This window comes from Aureimonas altamirensis, from assembly GCF_001463885.1.
In the GTDB taxonomy this organism is placed as follows: domain Bacteria; phylum Pseudomonadota; class Alphaproteobacteria; order Rhizobiales; family Rhizobiaceae; genus Aureimonas; species Aureimonas altamirensis.
The window spans coordinates 194,760-213,660 of sequence record NZ_BBWQ01000005.1 but is presented as its reverse complement, the minus strand read 5'-3'; the positions used below and the strand labels follow the sequence as shown (position 1 = coordinate 213,660).

Annotated in this window: 13 protein-coding genes; 8 read left to right on the top strand and 5 right to left on the bottom strand. The window is 65.4% G+C overall.

Annotation, left to right across the window (positions count from 1 at the left end; genetic code table 11):
- Positions 1-7: 7 nt before the first annotated feature.
- Positions 8-1,549 carry a GumC family protein gene (locus AUL31_RS03805; protein ID WP_143190118.1) on the bottom strand — a complete coding sequence of 514 codons (1,542 nt, stop codon included), beginning with the start codon at positions 1,547-1,549 and terminating at the stop codon, positions 8-10.
- Between the two features lie 56 nt (positions 1,550-1,605).
- Entirely contained in the window at positions 1,606-2,835 is a 1,230-nt protein-coding gene (locus AUL31_RS03800; RefSeq protein WP_060601536.1) for a polysaccharide biosynthesis/export family protein, read from the bottom strand.
- A 320-nt stretch (positions 2,836-3,155) separates the two neighbouring features.
- Between AUL31_RS03800 and AUL31_RS03795 the strand changes: the two genes are divergently transcribed.
- From AUL31_RS03795 to AUL31_RS03785, 3 genes are all read left to right on the top strand, one after another.
- A complete protein-coding gene (locus AUL31_RS03795; RefSeq protein ID WP_060601534.1) occupies positions 3,156-4,133 on the top strand; it encodes a glycosyltransferase family 2 protein in 978 nt (325 codons plus the stop codon).
- A 312-nt stretch (positions 4,134-4,445) separates the two neighbouring features.
- Entirely contained in the window at positions 4,446-5,663 is a 1,218-nt protein-coding gene (locus tag AUL31_RS03790; RefSeq protein WP_143190117.1) for a glycosyltransferase family 2 protein, read from the top strand.
- A gap of 125 nt (positions 5,664-5,788) precedes the next feature.
- Positions 5,789-7,210, top strand: coding sequence for an undecaprenyl-phosphate glucose phosphotransferase (locus tag AUL31_RS03785; RefSeq protein WP_060601527.1), 1,422 nt, complete (start codon positions 5,789-5,791; stop codon positions 7,208-7,210).
- A gap of 16 nt (positions 7,211-7,226) precedes the next feature.
- Here the strand turns inward: AUL31_RS03785 and AUL31_RS03780 are convergent, their stop codons facing one another.
- Entirely contained in the window at positions 7,227-7,973 is a 747-nt protein-coding gene (locus tag AUL31_RS03780) for a GntR family transcriptional regulator (RefSeq protein WP_060601524.1), read from the bottom strand.
- Positions 7,974-8,107: 134 nt separating this feature from the next.
- On the opposite strand from AUL31_RS03780, the gene AUL31_RS03775 reads away from it, so the two are divergent.
- The 5 genes from AUL31_RS03775 (at position 8,108) to AUL31_RS03755 (ending at position 13,372) form a co-directional block, all read left to right on the top strand.
- A complete protein-coding gene (locus tag AUL31_RS03775) occupies positions 8,108-9,112 on the top strand; it encodes an ABC transporter substrate-binding protein (RefSeq protein ID WP_060601521.1) in 1,005 nt (334 codons plus the stop codon).
- 78 nt (positions 9,113-9,190) lie between these two features.
- Positions 9,191-10,006 carry an ABC transporter ATP-binding protein gene (locus AUL31_RS03770; RefSeq protein ID WP_060601517.1) on the top strand — a complete coding sequence of 272 codons (816 nt, stop codon included), beginning with the start codon at positions 9,191-9,193 and terminating at the stop codon, positions 10,004-10,006.
- A 5-nt stretch (positions 10,007-10,011) separates the two neighbouring features.
- Positions 10,012-10,881: an ABC transporter permease gene (locus tag AUL31_RS03765; protein WP_039193303.1), complete on the top strand. Its 870-nt coding sequence runs from the start codon at positions 10,012-10,014 to the stop codon at positions 10,879-10,881.
- A gap of 20 nt (positions 10,882-10,901) precedes the next feature.
- Positions 10,902-12,641, top strand: a complete 1,740-nt coding sequence (araD, locus tag AUL31_RS03760) for an L-arabinonate dehydratase (protein WP_060601837.1) — start codon at positions 10,902-10,904, stop codon at positions 12,639-12,641.
- Between the two features lie 20 nt (positions 12,642-12,661).
- On the top strand, positions 12,662-13,372 hold the full coding sequence (locus AUL31_RS03755) for a ribonuclease activity regulator RraA (protein ID WP_060601833.1): 711 nt from the start codon (positions 12,662-12,664) through the stop codon (positions 13,370-13,372).
- A 1-nt stretch (position 13,373) separates the two neighbouring features.
- On the opposite strand, the gene AUL31_RS03750 is transcribed toward AUL31_RS03755, so the two are convergent.
- Both AUL31_RS03750 and AUL31_RS03745 read right to left on the bottom strand, forming a co-directional pair.
- Entirely contained in the window at positions 13,374-14,033 is a 660-nt protein-coding gene (locus AUL31_RS03750) for a 4'-phosphopantetheinyl transferase family protein (protein ID WP_060601514.1), read from the bottom strand.
- On the bottom strand, positions 14,030-18,619 hold the full coding sequence (locus AUL31_RS03745; protein WP_060601511.1) for a MupA/Atu3671 family FMN-dependent luciferase-like monooxygenase: 4,590 nt from the start codon (positions 18,617-18,619) through the stop codon (positions 14,030-14,032). Before AUL31_RS03745 ends, AUL31_RS03750 begins: the two co-directional genes overlap by 4 nt.
- Positions 18,620-18,901: the final 282 nt, after the last annotated feature.

Genomic DNA, 18,901 nt, shown 5'->3' with positions numbered 1-18,901 from the left:
ATTGTCCTCAGGCAACGACGCTGGGCGCGATGGGTTCACGGGGCTGCGGGGAAGCGGGCTGGCCGGTGGCCAGCCCCGCGGCGACAACGAAGATCATAAGAGAGGAAACCAGGCCGATACGGCGCATCAGCCCGCCGCCCCGCGGATGCATGTCGGGAATGACCACCAGCGACTGCCCTTCCAGAGAGCGGCGCAGGTCGAAGGCACCGCGGATGGACTTGTCCATCTTGTCGGACAGGTACAGGCAGGCGGCGCCGGCTGCGCCGGCCGCGGCAAGCACCAGAAGCATCATCTTGGTGCGGCTGGGCGCACTCGGGTAGCGGGGCACCTCGGGCGCTTCCACCACCTGGATCTGATCGACGTTCTGGTCTTCCTCGAGGCGCAGGCCGACGCGGGCGGTGTCAAGCTTGGAGCGCATGTCTTCCAGGCTGCGCTGGGCGGCCGTGCGGTCACGCTCGAGCGCCGCCATCTGCGATTCCACTTCCGGCGCACGGGCGATCGTGGCCTTCAGCCAATCGATGCGCGAGGTCAGTTCGCCCTGCTGCTGCACCAGCCCCGCGCGGCGCGGCTTCGACAGTTCGATACGCTCGGAAATCAGGCCGAGTTCCGGCGACAGGGTCGCAGGGTCGGTGCCGGCGGTCGCGGCGGCGGCGCTGGCGATCTGCCCCTCGAGGGATTCGATGCGCGAGCGCAGGCTGCGGATTTCCGGATGGGCGTCGGACATGGCGGAGGACTTTGCGGCCAGCTCGCCCTTCAGCTCGTCCAGTTGGCGCTGGCGGGCGGCGGAGGCCGTGTCGGCCAGAGGCGCATTCCAGCGGTACTGCGCTTCAAGAAGGCTGATCTCGTCGTCGAGGGTGCCGATCTGGCGGTTCACCTCTGCCAGGTCCTGCTCGCGGGTGTTCAACTCCGCAACGAGGGCCGTGACCCGGCTGGGCAGCGCGTCGCCGTTCTGCTCCAGGAAGTTGCGCCAGGCCGTGTCGCGCTCGGCAAGGCCGTTCGACAGAGCGGCAACTTCGCGCTCCAGGAACTGCGATGTGTCGGCAGCGGTGTTCGTGCGGCTTTTGCGGTTCTCGCGGATGATCATGTCCACAAGCTCCGTGGCGCCCTGGGCCGACAGCTCCCTGTCACCGTAGGAGAACCGCAGACGGAAGATCGAGCGCCCCACGAATTGCTGCGATTCCTCGGTCGCCAGCGGGATGATCGATATGTCGCGCCGCACCATCTCTGCCAGGCGCGAGTCCGACATGGTGCTGCGGATATCGGGATACAGGTTCAGGCGATTGACGAAGGCCAGGAGCTGGTCTCGCGCCAGGACGCGCTGCTCGATGAACTGCAGGCGCTCGGTGCCGACGGTCGAGGCGATCAGCGGGTTCGGCCCCTGGTTGGAGCGAACCTCGATGATGGCCTCCGACGTATAGGTGCGCGGCAATTGCAGCACGACCACGAGGCCGATGAGCACCACTGCGATGGCGGGCAGGATTGCTGCCAGGGGACGGCGCAGGGCCAGTTCCACATAGTATCTGATGTTGTTGAGGATATCGTTTTCCATGCCACGCTCCATCGGTGGGAGGCCGCCGTAAGGATGAGGGGTTCGCCGGCAGGGCGTCAGTTACTGCCGCCCGCCTGGGTTCCGTCGATGGACGCAGACCGCTGGCCGTTGCGCTGATAGGCCACGCGCACCAGGTCTCCCGGCCGAAGCAGGGTCGTTTCGGTGGCCGGCACCTCGCTGACGTCGCCGTCCTGCGAGCGCATGATCGAGTAATGTGCCTCGATGCCGCGACGCTCCGAGATCTCACTGTTGGTGTAGATCGACATGACCCGCTCGTCCTGGATCAGCGTGGCCTTGGCCGACTGAAGCTGGCGCTCATTGTCATGCAATTCGGAAAGCAGGCGGGCCTGACGCTCGTTGAGGTAGGTATCAACCCGCGTCTTCTCGGTCAGGTTGGCGCCTTCGAGGGCGCTCAAATCGTTCTGCAGCTCGTCGCCCTGCTCGCTCAGCTCGGCAACTTCCGCTTCCAGCTCCAGCTTGGCGGAGGCATGCGACAAGCCCTTGGCGACCAGCGCCGAGGTGGATGCCAGGCGCTGATTGGCCAGGTCGATGCGGCGGTTGACGCTTTCCATGCGACGGCGGAGCGCTTCGATGCCGGAGTCGCCGAGGGTGCTTAGCTGCGTCTGGGCATTACGCTGGGCGTTCACCTCGTCGATATTGGCTTTCAGCACCTGCCGCTCGCGTTCCAGAAGGTTCTGCCGCTCGATCTCGGACATCTCGGGCAAGGCGCCGGCGGGAAGCTCGATCTCCTGGCGTCCTGCCAGTTCGGCGTTCAGCCGCGCAATGCGCAATGTGGTGTCCGCAATCTGCCGCCGCGTCTCGGCAAGCTGGTTCTCGACGACCAGCGCACGGTCCTGATCGCGCGCTTCCATCGGCGTGCGATACAGGCCGCCAGCCACCGTCACGGCGTGAAGCACCGTCATCGTGGGCCGGTAGGGGAACGACCCCGGCGCGTCGACATCGCCGACAACGTAGATCATCGGCATGTGCTGGGCACCGGGCTGCAGCATCACCGAAAGGTTCAACTCGCCCTTGAAGAAGCCGGCAAGCTTCTGCGACAATTCCTGCTCGAGCTGGTCGACCGTCAGGTCCTGGGCTGCGATCTGCCCGACGAGCGGCAGCGACAGCGTGCCGTCGGGGCTGATGATCGCCTCGCGGTTCATCCGCTCGTCCTGGGCTACCCAGACTTCGAGCGTATCGCCGGGCTGGAGTTTGTAAGGTTCGGCCTTTGCACCGGTTGCCACAACCAGAAGGCAAAGAGACATAATGAAAGACATGAATCGCATGGGGCGGCTCCGGGCGAAATGAATTCCCGATGATCGGTCTTGAATGAGCTTGATGCAGGCCGGTGGACACGTGGCCTCCCGCACTGCTTAACTGCTGCGAAACTAATTGAAGTACGGCCCGTTTACCCGTACGCAATTAGCATTAGACGCCCCTCCGTCCGGCGCATCCGAAGGCCCGATGCACCTCCACTGACGGACTTCTGGCGGGCATGGCGACAGGGCATCCTTGCGCCGTGAGCAAATTCCCCGCCGCGTAGTTGCAACTTTGCCGTGCGTCGACTCACAATCCGGATTGTCCGGATCGGTTTCAGGAGACGAATATGAGCGGCCGCGATATCGGCATCGTCGTCATCGGACGCAATGAAGGCCCGCGCCTTGCTGCCTGCCTGCGCTCGCTTGGCCCCCACATACGCAGCACCGTCTATGTAGACTCCGGCTCGACGGACGGCAGTCCGGAAATGGCCGAAGGGATGGGGGCGATCGTCGAGCGGCTGGATATGACACAGCCCTTCACCGCCGCGCGCGCCCGCAATGCCGGTTGCGCCCAGCTGGCCGCCGTGGCGCCGGGGCTCGGCTATGTCCAGTTCGTGGATGGCGATTGCGAGCTTGCCGAAGGCTGGCTCGACGACGCCCGCGCGTTCCTGGACACCCACGACGACGTCGCCATCGTTGCCGGCCGCCGGCGCGAGCGCCGCCCGGAAGCGTCCGTCTATAATGCGATGACCGACCGGGAGTGGAATGTCCCCGCCGGCGAGCAGCAGGAATGCGGCGGCGATTTCCTGGTGCGGTCCAGGGCATTCGACGCGGTGGGCGGATTCAACCCGGCCCTGATAGCGGGTGAAGAGCCCGAGCTCTGCGTCAGGCTGCGCACGGCCGGATGGCGCATTTTCCGGATCGCGTCGGAGATGACGCGGCACGACGCCGCCATGACGCGCTTCTCTCAATGGTGGCGCCGTAACGTGCGCGGCGGACACGCCTTTGCGGAAGTGGCGCGCATGCACGCAGGCTCGCCGCACGGAATATGGAAGCGCAGCGTCTCGCGCGCCTGCATCTGGGGCGGCGCCATACCCGCGGCAGCATTGGCAGCGGCAACCGTGCATCCCGCCGGCCTGCTGTTGCTCGGCATCTATCCTGTGCAGGTTGCCCGCATGGCCATGCGGCAGGGCGCAGGCAATGCCGATAACTGGGCGCATGCGACCTTTCTCGTCCTAGGAAAATTTCCCGAACTTCAGGGTATCGCCAGTTACGAGTGGAACCGGTTTCGCGGTCGCAGACGGCAACTCATCGAATATAAGTGATGCCCTACGCCTTTGGGGCACGGTGGCTGGCCGCCATGCTCGATTCGTAACGGCGGCGCTTGCCTTGGGGGGTGCCATGACACCGCCAAACCCAGCAAAAGCGGTGCAAGCAAGCCTCCTATTACCACCGCCGGCATCTTCCGATACGCCCTCTATGCAACTTTAGGTTCATCCGCGACCTGAAAGGATAGGTACGGACGGGCACGCATTGGCCCTCCCCTAATGCCGAAGGACAGCTTGTTGCAAAGCCTCCATCTTGGGATTCTTGCCTCGTTTTCAAAGCCTTGAACAGGCAGACCCGGGGGCTCTCTCGTGGCGCAATTGCTGAACATGTTTTTTCTGGCGTTGAACGGCGCACTTGCCGTTCCCACCGTCGTATACGGGACGGAAATCGCCTCCGGTATCCTCGCCAAGCGCAAGCCCAACCGGGCCATCGCCGTGCCGCGCCCCAGCGTCGCGATCGTTGTGCCGGCACATAACGAGGAAGACAACATCGGCGGCACCATCGCCGCGCTTCTTCCCCAACTTGCAGAGGGTGACCGCGTCGTCGTGGTAGCCGACAACTGCGAAGACAGGACGGCCGCCATTGCACGGGCGGCCGGTGTCGAGGTGGTGGAGCGATACGATACGCAGAAGCGCGGCAAGGGCTATGCGCTCGATGCCGGCGTCGCCTATGTCGCCAAGAACCCCGCCGAGTGCCTGATCATCCTGGATGCGGATTGCCGCCTGTCCGACGGCGCGATCGACATGCTCGCCCGCCAGGTCGCGGAGACCGACAAGCCGGCCCAGGCCGTATACCTGATGACCGCCCCGAAGGGGGCGCCCATCGAAACCCAGGTTGCGGCTTTCGCCTACGTCATCAAGTGCCTCGCACGGCCGCTGGGCCTGCGTCGCCTGGGGCTGCCCAACCAGTTGATGGGCACCGGCATGGCTTTCCCTTGGAAGGCCATCGAAACCGTCGACCTTGCGAACGGGCACCTGACCGAAGACCTGAAGCTGGGCCTCGATCTGGCAGTGGAGGGCTATGCGCCGTTCCTGTGCGAAGACGCCTATGTGACCAGCGAGTTCCCCTGCACCGAGCAGGGGATACGTTCGCAGCGCTCGCGCTGGGAAAACGGCCATCTGTCCATGCTGGGCAATGCGATCGCCGGCTTCTTCAAGCCGGGCATCCTGCGCCAGCCGGGGGCGCTCGTCCTGTCGCTCGACATGATGGTGCCGCCGCTGACGCTTCTGCTGCTGCTCCTGATCATGATGTTCGGCGTTACGGCGCTGTTCGCGATGATCACCGGCTCCGTGGGCGCCTTCCTTCTGGCCGCCTTCAACCTGGCCTTCGTGGTCGGGGCCTCGCTGATCGGGTGGGCAAAGTACGGACGGTCTATCCTTCCGGCACGGGCCTTCGGCCACATCGCCACCTACGCGCTCGGCAAGATCCCGCTTTACGTCAACAAGCTCATCCTGCGCCGCCATTCGGCGGGCTGGGTTCGCACAGACCGCAACCGTGCCGAGAGCACGACCGAGGCCCGGCCCTGAGGCCGGACCGCAAGGCCGCGCCCGAAAGGGCGCGCCACCGCAGACCATCGAACCCATTACCCGTTGACAGCCCCGTCCAGGCGCGAACCGCAGCCGGACGGACGGCCCCACACCGCGAGCCCGACATGGCGCTGATCGAAACCACCCACCTCAAGCTCGCCGCAAGGCGGCGGCAAGGCCGGACGCTGAACTACGACACCATAGCCACGGTCGCCGCCGTGCTGGATGTCGTGTTGATCGTCGGCAGCAGCATCACCGCCGGGATCGCCTATCACTGGCTGGCTTTCGGCGTTCTCATCGACCCCTCCCCGTGGATCGGCGTCGGCATCACGCTGGCCGCCGCCTTCGTGCTGACCATGAGCGCCTGCGGCCTCTACAAGCCGACCGCGCTTCTGTCGTTCGGCACGCAGTTTCGGGCCATCCTCCTGGCCGGGGTGGGCATCATGGCCTTCCTGGCCAGCGTCGCCTTCTTCCTGAAGATCGGCGAGATCTTCTCGCGCGCGTCCATGCTGGCCTTCATGCTGCTGGCGATGACGGTGCTGACCGTCAGCCGCATCGTCTGGCGGCGCCATCTGCATACGGCCATGGCGCACGGCCTGTTCCAGATGAAGCGCGTGCTCCTGATCTGCGGCGAATCCTTCGACTACGACAAGATGGCCGCCGACGTGGCCCGCTACGGCCTGTCGATCCACCATGTGCTGCGCTGCCCGAACGACGATTTCACGGCGCTTTCGGGTGCGTTCAGCGCGGGCATCGGCTTCTCGGTCGACGAGGTCATGGTGGCCACGCCCGCCGGCAACCTGCCGATGATGGATCAGCTCCTGACCGAGCTGCGTGCCCTGCCCCTGCCGATCAAGCTTGTCGTCAACGACTTTGCCGCGGGCCTGATCGCGCAGCCGGTGCGCCATATCGGCGACAATATCGCCTTCGAGATCCAGCGCCGGCCGCTGACGCTTGCCGAGCGGGCCATGAAGCGCGCCTTCGACATCGTCTTCGCCTCGGCCGCGCTGGCTTTCCTGGCGCCGCTGTTCGTGGTGGTGGCGATTGCGATCAAGATCGACAGTCGCGGCCCGGTCTTCTTCCGTCAGTCCCGGCGCGGCTACAACAACGAGGCGTTCCGCATCGCCAAGTTCCGCTCCATGCGCGTCATGGAAGATGGCGAGACGGTCACCCAGGCGCGGCGCAACGACGACCGCATCACGCGTGTCGGCGCCTTCATCCGGGCCAAGAGCATCGACGAGCTGCCGCAGTTCTGGAACGTCCTGTGCGGGCAGATGTCGATTGTCGGGCCCCGGCCGCATGCCGTGGCGCACGACAAGGAATACGACCAGCTCCTGAAGAAATACACGTTCCGCCGCCACGCCAAGCCGGGCCTGACGGGCTGGGCGCAGATCAATGGCTGCCGGGGCGAAACGCCGACGCTGACGCACATGGAAGAGCGGCTGACGCATGATTTGTGGTACATCCACAATTGGTCGTTCATGCTGGATATCCGCATCATCTTCCGGACGGTCGTGGAAATGATCTCGTCCAAATCGGCCTACTAAGGCTCGGTACAACCGATCAGAGCCCGGCAGCGACCCTGCCGGGTTCGGCGCGTCGGACGACAGCGCCCTCATCGTCCCTCAGGACGAATTCGGGATACCGGTCGCTGATCGCATCCACCATCGCGAGCGTTCCCGAAAGGTGACGCCGCATCGCCTGCTCGGCCTCGCCCGAGCGGTTTGCGGCCTCCACCGCCCGCACGATCGCGCGGTGATCTTCCAGGACAGCCTGCATCTTGCCAGGCATCGGCAGGTTCAGCCGCCGCAACCTGTCGAGGTGCGTCGAGCGCGTACGCATCATGCGCCACAGGCCGAGATTGCCGCTGCGCGCGTACAGCACACGGTGGAAATCGCGGTCCAGCGCATCGAACCGGTCGTGGGTCGACGGGTCGGCCACCCTGTCCTGCTGCTCCAGAACCTCTGCCAGTTCGGCAGCCGTTTCAGCCGGCGAATCGGCCGACAGCCGGCGGACCGCCTCGAGCTCCAGCGACAGCCGCAGAAACTGCGCCTGCCGGGCATGGCCGATGTCGATCCGCGAAACGAGCGTCGCGTGCTGCGGAAAGATATCGACAAGCCCCTCTTCCTGCAGGCGCAGAAGCGCATCGCGCACGGGCGTCTGGCTGACGCCGAACTCTTCCTGAATGTCACCCCGAACCAGCAACGCCCCCGGCGCCAGCTCCACCGCTAGGATCCGCTCGCGCAGAATCTCGTAGACCTGAACGGCGACCTGCCGTGAGCGGTCGAGCACGATGGTCGATGGGCGCATGGATGCCTTCCTCCAAGTGACGCCGACCGGTAACACAAATTCGAGGTTGATGCACTGATGTTTTAGTGTATCTATGACCGGCGCCTGGGAGGGCGGAACGGTGTTCAGTCACCGAAACCGGGAGGATCATCGACATGAACTTGCTACGCGGCCTTGCCGCCGTCGCCCTGACGTTCGGCGTGACGGGATCATTGGCGGCCCAGGAAAAGACGACGATCTCGATCACGCGGCAGCCGGGTATCCTCTATCTGGCCAGCCATGTGATGGAGACGCGCAAGCTGATCGAAAAGCACGCCGCCGAAGATGGCCTGGACGGCGTCACCGTGGCCTGGCGCACCTTTTCAGGCGGCGGCGCGCAGACGGATGCGCTGCTGGCCGGCAATGTGGACATCGTCAATACCGGGACCGGCAATCTGCTCCTGCTGTGGGACCGCACCCGAGGCCGGGTGAAGGGCATCGTCACGAGCTCGGCGCAGCCGGTGATCATGGTGTCGAACGATCCGCGCATCCAATCGCTGGACGATATCGGTCCGACCGACAAGATCGCGGTGCCGACGGTCGGCGTTTCCACGCAGGCCATCCTTCTCCAGATGGCGGCGGCCAAACAATATGGTGACGACGAGGTTCGCCGGTTCGATCCGAACACGGTCCAGCTCGGCCATCCGGATGCGGTGGCGGCCATCGCCAACCCGACACACGAGGTGAAGAACCACTTCTCCGCACCGCCCTTCCAGTACACCGAGCTGAAACAGGAGGGCGTGCACGCGGTTACCGATTCCCGCGAGATCATCGGCGGCTCTCTTACCCAGGCGACCTTTTTCACCACGACGGCCTTTGCCGAGGCCAATCCGGTTATCGTCAAGGCCGTACGCGAAGCCACCGAAGAGGCGATCGAGGCGATCAAGGCCGACCCGCGCTCCGCGCTGGAAGCCTACAAGGCGGTGTCGGGCGACCAGACCTCGCTCGACGATCTGATGGCGATGATGAACCAGCCGCACATGCTGGACGAGTTCCGCACCGACCCGCAGGGAACCATGCAGTTCGCCTCGCACCTCTACAAGATCGGCACCCTGAAGACGATGCCGGCAGCCTGGACGGACTACTACCTGCCGGAATCGGCAGACCTCAACGGAAACTGAGCCGACCCCGCCGTCGCCGCTTCGCAATGGCGAGCGCGGCGGCGTCTTCACCATCCATCATCCTCAAGGAGACCGGCCATGCTCCAGTCCGTGGCACCTGCCAAGCCGGACAGGGTTCGGGCGCAAACGGACGCGCCCCTGCTCGACGTCCGCGATGTGACGCTGCGCTACAAGACGCCGAACCTGCTGGTGACGGCGACGGAAAACGTTTCCTTCGACGTCCGCAAATCGGACCGCTTCGTTCTGCTGGGCCCATCGGGCTGCGGTAAATCCACCCTGCTCAAGGCAGTCGGCGGCTACATGAAGCCGGTCAGCGGCTCGATCCACATCAATGGCCGCGAAGTGACGCGGCCCGGGCCCGACCGGATGATGGTCTTCCAGGAGTTCGACCAGCTCATGCCGTGGAAGACGGTGCTGGAGAACGTCATGTTTCCGCTGACGGTAGCCCGCAAACTGCCGGCCCGGGAGGCCGAGGAACGCGCCCGCGCCTATATCGACAAGGTCAAGCTGACGCGTGCCATCGACAGCTATCCCCACACCTTGTCCGGCGGCATGAAGCAGCGGGTGGCAATCGCCCGCGGCATGGCGATGCAGCCCGATATCCTGTTGATGGACGAGCCCTTCGCGGCGCTCGACGCGCTGACAAGGCGGCAGATGCAGGACGAGTTGCTGCAACTGTGGGACGACACGCAGTTTACCGTCATCTTCGTGACCCATTCGATCGCCGAGGCGATCAAGATCTCCAACCGCATCCTGCTTCTGTCTCCTCACCCCGGCCGCGTAAAGGCCGAGGTCGTCGATGTCGACGGCGCCAATGTGGAGGACGGAAGCGCCGGCCAGCTCGAGCGCGAGATCCACGACCTTCTCTTTTCCGAACCCGGCCACACGGAGTGAGCGCCATGGGCAAGCCGCAAATCTTACTTGCGCAATCCGGCGCGCCGGGCGCACCGGGCGCCAATGTCGCGGCGGTAGAGCAGAAGCTCAGCCCCGTCGAGCTGGTCTGGGGCATCGGCGCCGTCCGCAAGACGCTGCTGATCCTCGTTCTGGCGCTGATCTGGCAGACCTACGCAAGCTACCTCGACAACCCGCTGCTGTTCCCGACCCTGTCGGACACGCTGACCGCGCTTTACGACCGCATGGCCGACGGCACGCTCCCTGCCCGCATCTGGACGACGTTGCAGATATTGCTGATGGGCTACGTCGCCGGCACGCTGCTTGCCGCGTTGCTGACGGTGCTGGCCATCAACACCCGCATCGGCACGGACTTCCTTGAAACGATGACGGCGATGTTCAACCCGCTGCCGGCGATCTCGCTGCTTCCGCTGGCGTTGATCTGGTTCGGCCTCGGTGCATCGAGCCTGGTGTTCGTTCTGGTCCATTCGGTGCTGTGGGCCGTAGCGCTGAACACCCATGCGGGCTTTCTGGGCGTATCGCGGACGTTGCGCATGGTCGGCGCCAATTATGGCCTGACGGGCTTTGCCTACGTCACGCGAATTCTGGTGCCCGCCGCGTTCCCCTCGATCATGACCGGTCTCAAGATCGGCTGGGCCTTCGCATGGCGGACATTGATCGCGGCGGAACTCGTCTTCGGCGTCTCGTCCGGGCAAGGCGGGCTTGGCTGGTTCATTTTCGAGAACCGCAACCTGCTGGATATCCCGGCCGTCTTCGCCGGACTTCTCACCGTTATCGTCATCGGCCTGATCGTCGAGAACGTCGTCTTCCAGACCATCGAACGCCATACGATCCTGAAATGGGGCATGAAGGAATGAGCGACGCACCCGCAAACGACATGACAGGCCGCAGGAAGACCTATGCGGAGTTGCGGTCCGCCAGATGGATGGTGCCCGACGATCAGCGCTCCTTCGGGCACCGGTCGCGCACGATGCAGATGGGCTACGACCCGGTCGACTGGGAAGGCCGGCCAATCATCGCGATCCTCAATACCTGGTCGGACGCCCAGCCCTGCCACATGCATTTCAAGGACCGTGTCGAGTGGGTGAAGCGCGGCATCCTCCAGGCCGGAGGATTTCCGATGGAGCTGCCGGCGCTGTCGCTGTCGGAGAATTTCGTCAAGCCCACCACCATGCTCTACCGGAACATGCTGGCCATGGAGACGGAAGAGCTGCTGCGCTCGCACCCCGTCGACGGCGCCGTGCTGATGGGCGGCTGCGACAAGACCACGCCGGGCCTTGTGATGGGCGCGGTATCGATGGGGATACCCTTCATCTACCTCCCGGCCGGGCCGATGCTGCGCGGCAATTATGCCGGCAAGTATCTCGGCTCCGGCACCGACGGCTTCAAATATTGGGACGAGCGTCGGGCCGGCACGATCAGCAAGGAAGAGTGGACAGGTATCGAGGGCGGGATTGCCCGATCCTACGGTCATTGCATGACCATGGGTACGGCCTCCACCATGACGGCCATTGCCGACGCGATGGGCCTGACCCTGCCTGGCGCATCGTCCATCCCGGCCGCCGATGCCGGCCATCAACGCATGTCCACGCAGTGCGGCCGACGTATCGTCGACATGGTCTGGGAAGATTTGACGCCCGACAAGATCATCACCGAGGCGGCGGTGCGCAACGCGGTCACCGTTGCGATGGCCACCGGTTGCTCTACCAACGCGATCATCCATCTGATCGCGATGGCGCGGCGCGCCGGCATACCGCTGGAGCTTGACGACCTCGACCGCATCGGCCGGACGACACCGGTGATCGCCAATATCAGGCCATCCGGCACGACCTACCTGATGGAGGATTTCTACTACGCCGGGGGCCTGCGCGCGCTGATGAAACAGCTTGGCGTCAAGCTGGACCCCTCGGCGATCACGGTAACGGGGCGCCCTCTGGTCGAGGGGCTCGAGACCGTCAAAATCTATAATGAGGACGTCATCCGCCCGCTGTCGAAACCGGTCTATGCGGAGGGCTCCCTCGCCGTCCTGAAGGGAAATCTCTGCCCGGACGGGGCAGTCATCAAACCGGCGGCCTGCGACCCGAAATTCCATCGGCATTCCGGCCCGGCGCTGGTGGCCAATTCCTACGCGGAACTGAAGGCCATCATCGACGACCCGGATTATCCGATGACCCCGGACACGGTGCTGGTTTTGCGCAATGCCGGCCCGCAAGGCGGACCCGGCATGCCGGAATGGGGCATGATCCCCATGCCGAAGGCCCTCTTGAAGCTTGGCCTGCGCGACATGGTGCGCCTTTCGGACGCCCGCATGTCGGGCACATCCTTCGGTGCCTGTGCGCTTCATATCGCGCCGGAAGCCTATGTCGGCGGGCCGCTGGCGCTGCTGGAGACCGGAGATATGGTGGAACTGGACATCCCCGCACGCCGGCTGGACATGCGCGTGCCGGACGAGGAGCTGGCCCGACGCCGGGCGGCATGGACGCCGCCGGAGCCGCGATACGGCCGCGGATACGGACTGATGTTTTCCAAGCATATCGAGCAGGCCGACAAGGGCTGCGACTTCGATTTCCTGCGGGCCGATTACGGCGGCCCGACGCCCGAACCTGCCATCAATTGAGGGACACGAGCATGACGACGATGAACCCGGCCACCCGGGAGAAGCTGATGGGCGTTTCGGTGGCGACGCTTTGCTCCGCGTTGTACAAGCGCGGACTGCGCAACCAGACGATCCAGGATGTCCGCCCTCTCAAGCCGAAGGGGCGCAACATGGTGGGGCCGGCATTCACGCTGCGCTACATGCCGGCGCGCGAGGACCGCAACCCCATGAACGTCTTTCGCAATCCGAAACACCCGCAACGCCTTGCCATCGAGACATGCCCTGAAGGGTGCGTCCTGGTGATGGACAGCCGCAAGGACCCGCGCGCGGCAAGCGCCGGCGACATCCTCATCACGCGCCTGATGATGCGCGGCGGCGCGGGCGTGGTGACGGATGGCGGCTTTCGGGATGCCGCGTCCATCGGCGATCTCGATATCCCGGCCTATCACAACCGGCCATCCTCGCCCACCAACCTGACCTTGCATGAGGCCATCGACATCGACGTTCCCATCGGCTGCGGCGACGTTCCGGTGTTTCCCGGCGACATCGTCGTCGGAGACGATGACAGCGTCATTATCATTCCTGCCGAGATCGCCGACGAGATCGCCGACGAAGCGGTGGAGATGACTGCCTATGAGGATTTCGTGACGGAGCGCGTCAGGCAGGGCCATACCATCATCGGGCTTTATCCGGCCACGGACGAAGCCAATCTGGCGCTCTTTGCGGATTGGCGCGCGAAGGCCGGCCGCTGAATCAGCCGGTCATATCCGCAAAGCCGGTGACGACATGGCCGCCCGCCACGCGCAGGCGGCCATGCCATGTCAGCCCCGCATTGAACGGGCCGACATCGCCCTGCCAGGCCGCCCGAAACGATTCCCCCGGCATATCCAGCGCCACCTCGAACATCTCGAAGCCGAACAACACCCCGCTTACCGGATACTGCGCCTTGTAGACGCACTCCTTGGCGCTGAAGATCACGCGGGCGGCAAGCCCGGCTTCGGCCGCAGGCATGGCGGACAGTGTCTCATGCTCCGCCGGTGTCAGAACGGTTTCCCAAAGGTCCTGCGGCAGGGGCTCGGCCAGCTCGATGTCCAGTCCGACAAGACGGACCCCGTCCGCCTTGCGGCCGAGCGCCACCCCGCACAGCGCCGACGAATGGCTGATGCTGCCGACGATGCCGTCGGGCCAGCGTGGGGATCTGTCCGCGCCGGCCGCAATTGCCACCGGCGCCTCGCCCAGTGTGGCCAGCGCCCGCCGCACCAAAACCCGCCCCGTGGCGAACTCGGCCCGGCGCCGGCCCACGGCGCGGGCGACGAACGCCTCCTCCAACGGCAGAAGCCCTTCCTCCGAATAGGGTGGAAGGGCTTCCGCGGTGGCGATGGCAGGGCCGAACAGGCCCGGCAGAAATGTCATCCCGTCTCCCGCACGCGCCCGAAGCCGGCGCGCCGTTCGTTCATGGCGTTGCGGCGCATGGCAGCACGATCGGCCACCCGGTTCAAGCGCTCGTCCGCCTTGCTGTCGCCGCTGATATGGGCGGCAAGGCCCCCGGCCGTGGGGAAGCGGAACAGATCGGTGATGGTCAGCGCCGGGGCAACACCGGCCTTCAACTCGCGATGCGCCTGCACCGCCAGCAGCGAGTGGCCGCCAAGGGCGAAGAAACTGTCGTTCAGCCCCACGCGCTCGACACCCAATATACGCTGGAAAACTTCCACCACGGCGCGCTGGACGGCGTTGTCCGGTGCCTCGTAGGTCGAGGCCGGCTCTGCCGACGCTGCCGCTTCCGGCTTTGGCAGCAGCTTGCGGTCCACCTTGGCGTTCGGCGTCAGGGGGAATGCCGTCATGGCCACATAGTGGGCCGGCAGCATGTAGTCCGGCAGATCGCGCGCAAGCTCGCTCCGCAACGTCGCATCCGGCACGGCCGCACCGTCGAAGCGCAGATAGGCAACCAGCCTTATGTCGTCCTTGCGGTCCTCCCGCGCGATCACCACCGCTTCGGCAACGCCCGGAAGCGCATTCAGCCGCGTCTCGATTTCGCCAAGCTCGATGCGATAGCCGCGCACCTTGACCTGATGGTCGGCCCGTCCGAGGAAGTTGAGAACGCCATCGGCCGTCAGGCAGGCGAGATCGCCCGTCCGGTACATGCGCCCACCGGCAAACGGGTTCGGCACGAAGCGCTCCGCTGTCAGGTCGGCACGGCCGAGATAGCCGCGCGTGACCCCGTCTCCGCCGATATAGAGCTCGCCCGGGGTGCCGGTCGGCACGGGCTCGCCCGCGCCGTCCAGCACGTAAAGCTGCGTATTGGCGATAGGTCGGCCCAGCGGTACGACACCGTCCTGTGCCCGGGCCGTAAGGGTGGACGACCAGATGGTGGTTTCCGTCGGCCCGTACATGTTTTCCACGGTGGCGCCCGAGATGGAGCTGAGCTCCCTGACGAGCGAGCCGTGCAACGCCTCGCCACCGATGAAGAGGTGGCACACCGAGGCAAGGGCATTCCGGTTGTCGGCGGAATCGAGGAACATGCGCGCCATCGACGGCGTGCACTGCATATGCGTTACGCCGTGGCGGCGGATGAGGCTGGCGAAACCCTCGCCCTCCGCGCCGGCCGGCACGGCGGTCCCGGTGCCCCCGGCCCGGTTGCGGGCAACCAGCGCGGCCAGAGGCCTGAGGCCTTCCAGCACGGCGTCGCTTGCCACGCCGAAATCGATGAGGCAGGCGACGTCGTCGACGCCGATGGCGGATATCTCGTCCAGCCGCCTGGCGCCGTCCTCGATAGTGCCGAACAGGCCGGAATCCTCGAAATAGCGCTGGAAGGCGAATTCCAGGATCGCGTCCGTCTCTTCCTCGGTCAGCGAGCGCAGGTCGATATCCATCGCCTGTGCGGCGCCCGCCGGCCGCTTGAACGCCGGGAAGGCCCAGGCGTACTGCTTGATCAGGGCAGCCGCGCTTTTCAGGTAGGCCTTCATCGGCCCACGGGCCATGTCACGCACGCTTTCCCGGTTGTCGCCGATCAGCGTATGCAGCATCAGCGTGACCTTGTAGTCGTCCGGGTTGCGGCCGCATTCGCGCAGCGTATCGCGATAGATGCGGATCTTGCCGGCAAGCTCCTCGATGGACTGGCCGAGAAGATGGGTGAGCACGTTTGCCCCGGCGCGCGCCGCTTCGCGGTAGGTATCGGGGTTGCCGGCGGTGGTGATCCAGACCGGCAGTTCCTTCTGCACCGGGCGCGGCTGCGTGACATAGGAGGCCTTGCCGGCCCCGAAGTCGAACTCCACCGCTTCGCCGCGCCACAGCCGGCGCACCGTATCCACATCGCGCAGCATGGCGCTCTTGTTGTGCGGCGGCGCGTTTTCGGGGCGCAGCGCGAAATCCTCGGGCATCCAGCCGGACGCGAAGGCCAGGCCGACGCGCCCGTCGCTGAGATTGTCGAGGACGGCCCATTCTTCCGCCACACGCAGCGGATGGTGCAGCGGCAGAACGCAACTGCCGGCGCGGATGGCCAGGTTGCGGGTGATCGAGGCCACGGCCGCACCGGTGACGGCCGGGTTCGGGTACGGTCCGCCGAAGGCATGGAAATGGCGCTCCGGCGTCCAGATCGACTGGAAACCGTGCTCGTCGGCAAACCGGGCCCCCTCGAGCAGCAGCCGATACTTGGCCGGCCCGACGCCATCGTCGTTGCCCCAGTAGAACAGGCCGAAATCCAGCACCTTCGACGTGCCTGCCAGGGCCGGGGCGGATGCGCCCTCGCCTTCGCCGCGATAGACGACCACCTTGAAGCCGCGCGCCAGTGTCCAGAACAGCTCCAGCACGGAAATGTCGAAGGACAGGCTGGTGACGGCCAGCCAGACCTTCTGGCCGGCGGCGTCCATGCCCTGGATCCTGTCGTCCATGCCGACATGGAAATTGACGACGTTGCGATGCTCCACCATCACGCCTTTGGGACGGCCGGTGGAGCCGGATGTGAAGATGACATAGGCAAGGTTGTGCGGGGCGACGCCGGAAGCCGGCCGCTCGGCCGGCCAGTCGCCCGCCAGCAAATCCTCGATGACCAGCGTACGGACACCCGCCAAGGCCGGCGAGTCCTGCAGCGCACGCTCCGTCAGCACGACGGGGGCCGCGCTGTCCTCGACCATCATCGCAAGGCGCTCGGCCGGGAAATGCGGGTCCAGCGGCACATAGGCGGAACCGGCCTTGTGGATGGCCAGCGCCCCGGCAACCAGGTCCACGCCCCGCTCCACATGCAGCCCGATCAGCACGTCTGGGCCGGCCCCGGCCGCGCGCAGCGCATGGGCGATACGGTTGGCCCGCTCGTCCAGCGCGCGGTAGGTCAGCTCGCTTGCCCCGGCGGCGACGGCGGGCGCATGGGGTGTGCGGTCCACCTGCGCCTCGATCATCCCGTGCATGGTGGCGGTGCGGTCGTACTGGCGTTCCGATTCGTTCAGCCCGTACAGGATGCGGTTGCGCTCTTCCGACGTCATCAACGGCAGGTCCTGCATGCGCTGGACCGCGTTGAACGAGCCGGCCAGCACCGCAACGCGGCCTGCAAGCGTATCGGCCGCCTCGTCGCCAATGCGGTTGCGATCATGGATCAGGGCAGATCGACCGTTGGCGAAGGCGAAGGTCAGCGCGGCGCCGGCAACCGGCTCCATGCCATAGGACAGAGCGACTGAAAGCTCTGCATCGGTTGCACCGGGGGTGCGGGCCGGAAGGTCGGCGGCACAGATGCCGCGCTTAACCAGCGCGACAGCGCGCTGCTCGAAACGCTCGGAAAACGCCGCCGGAGTTTCATCCCCCGAAAGTTGTACGCGCAGCGGCAAAGCTTCGCGGAAGAAGCCCGGGAAACTGCGCGCGGCCGCAAGCTCGGTTTCCGAGACATGGGCGATGTCGAAATTCGTTTCTCCCGTCAGGCGGTAAAGAAACGCGACAACCGCGGCCGGGGTAACGCTCGGTGCCAGAGCAAGCGTCCGCATGTCCGCCGGGCCGGATGCGCGGCTGTCGCCGGGAATGTCGAGGTCGATCAGCGTTGCGAAGCGGTTGCGGAAGAAGCCTTCGTGGGCTGCGGCTTCCTCGCCGGTCGCCAGCAGGCGCTCGGCCTGTCCTTCGCCCATGCGCGGCAGGATCTGTCCCACCGAAAGCACCGAGGCGATCGGCAGTCCCTTCGGGCAGCGCGCTTCGACACGGATGGGCCGGTCGGCCGTCGCGATCACGGCCGCAGTGCCCTCGAAGCCCATGACGGTTCCCGGCACGCCCCGCGATGCGCCATCGACGATGTCGAGCGCGGTTACGGTGAAGATGGCCGTGTCGGACACGATCTTGGGTGTCGCAAGCGGGTTGCGGTAACCGTCGCCGAAGCTGAGCGCCCGGACCATGCAGGAGGCGGCCTCGGCCCCGTCCTCGAAGGCGATGGCGCCCAGGCGTTGCGGCCGCTTCTGGCGCATGAAGAGCTGGCGGTCGGTAAAGTCCTGCGGCACGGGCCGCAGCGAGCCGTCCTCGAGGCCCGGCAGCATGTCGGCAAAGGCCGCCAGGCCGGCTTCGAAGCATTTCGTGTTCAGCGTCAGCGCCGAATCGTCGGGCGCGATCTCGAAATCGGCCCGCGCATAGATGCCGCCTTCGTCGATGCCGTCGGTGATCGAATGCCAGGTGATGCCGTGGCGTTCCTCACCGGCCAGCAGCGCCCAGCTCGGCGTGTTCAGACCGGCGTATCGGGGCAGCGGACCATCGTGGAAGTTGATGGCGCCACGGCGGGCACGCTGCCACACGCTCTGCGGGATCATGCGAAGATTGGCGATGCTGAACAGATAGTCGAAATCATGCGAAGCCAGCGTCTCGCTGAGGTCGCTTCCCCACTCCAGAACCTTGATGCCGCTGCCCTCGGCCCATTGGCGCACGGGGCCCGAGGCGGTCACGATGGCTGCGATGGCATGGCCACGCCCCGTCAGGCGGCGGGCACATTCGACAAGAAGGGATTCGTCCCCGACAAGGACACACTGAAATACGGCCATCGCAATCGGCTCCGAATATACTTTCGAGAAAATATCTTGCGGACTATGGGCAAGCCCCGACAGAAAGATCAATTTGCACTTCCGGCGACGTCGGAAGGATGGTGTCGGCGGTAGGCCCTACTTCGGAAGCGGTAGCAAGGTCCGCTATTTTATCCCTTCGGCATAAGCCCGATCTTTCCAAATGCTATCATGACGCGCACCGCCCGAAGGCTTACTCCTGTCGCCAGCGGCACCGTGACGTTTTCGCCGCGCAATGGATTTTCTAAACATTTGCGGGCGGAG

What these genes read in the sequence shown, in the direction of transcription:
- AUL31_RS03750 (WP_060601514.1), bottom strand. Translation starts at nt 14,033, where the DNA reads ATGACATTTCTGCCGGGCCTGTTCGGCCCTGCCATCGCCACCGCGGAA.
- AUL31_RS03800 (WP_060601536.1), bottom strand. Translation starts at nt 2,835, where the DNA reads ATGCGATTCATGTCTTTCATTATGTCTCTTTGCCTTCTGGTTGTGGCA.
- AUL31_RS03780 (WP_060601524.1), bottom strand. Translation starts at nt 7,973, where the DNA reads ATGCGCCCATCGACCATCGTGCTCGACCGCTCACGGCAGGTCGCCGTT.
- araD (WP_060601837.1), top strand. Translation starts at nt 10,902, where the DNA reads ATGACAGGCCGCAGGAAGACCTATGCGGAGTTGCGGTCCGCCAGATGG.
- AUL31_RS03775 (WP_060601521.1), top strand. Translation starts at nt 8,108, where the DNA reads ATGAACTTGCTACGCGGCCTTGCCGCCGTCGCCCTGACGTTCGGCGTG.
- AUL31_RS03795 (WP_060601534.1), top strand. Translation starts at nt 3,156, where the DNA reads ATGAGCGGCCGCGATATCGGCATCGTCGTCATCGGACGCAATGAAGGC.
- AUL31_RS03770 (WP_060601517.1), top strand. Translation starts at nt 9,191, where the DNA reads ATGCTCCAGTCCGTGGCACCTGCCAAGCCGGACAGGGTTCGGGCGCAA.
- AUL31_RS03765 (WP_039193303.1), top strand. Translation starts at nt 10,012, where the DNA reads ATGGGCAAGCCGCAAATCTTACTTGCGCAATCCGGCGCGCCGGGCGCA.
- AUL31_RS03745 (WP_060601511.1), bottom strand. Translation starts at nt 18,619, where the DNA reads ATGGCCGTATTTCAGTGTGTCCTTGTCGGGGACGAATCCCTTCTTGTC.
- AUL31_RS03805 (WP_143190118.1), bottom strand. Translation starts at nt 1,549, where the DNA reads ATGGAAAACGATATCCTCAACAACATCAGATACTATGTGGAACTGGCC.
- AUL31_RS03785 (WP_060601527.1), top strand. Translation starts at nt 5,789, where the DNA reads ATGGCGCTGATCGAAACCACCCACCTCAAGCTCGCCGCAAGGCGGCGG.
- AUL31_RS03755 (WP_060601833.1), top strand. Translation starts at nt 12,662, where the DNA reads ATGAACCCGGCCACCCGGGAGAAGCTGATGGGCGTTTCGGTGGCGACG.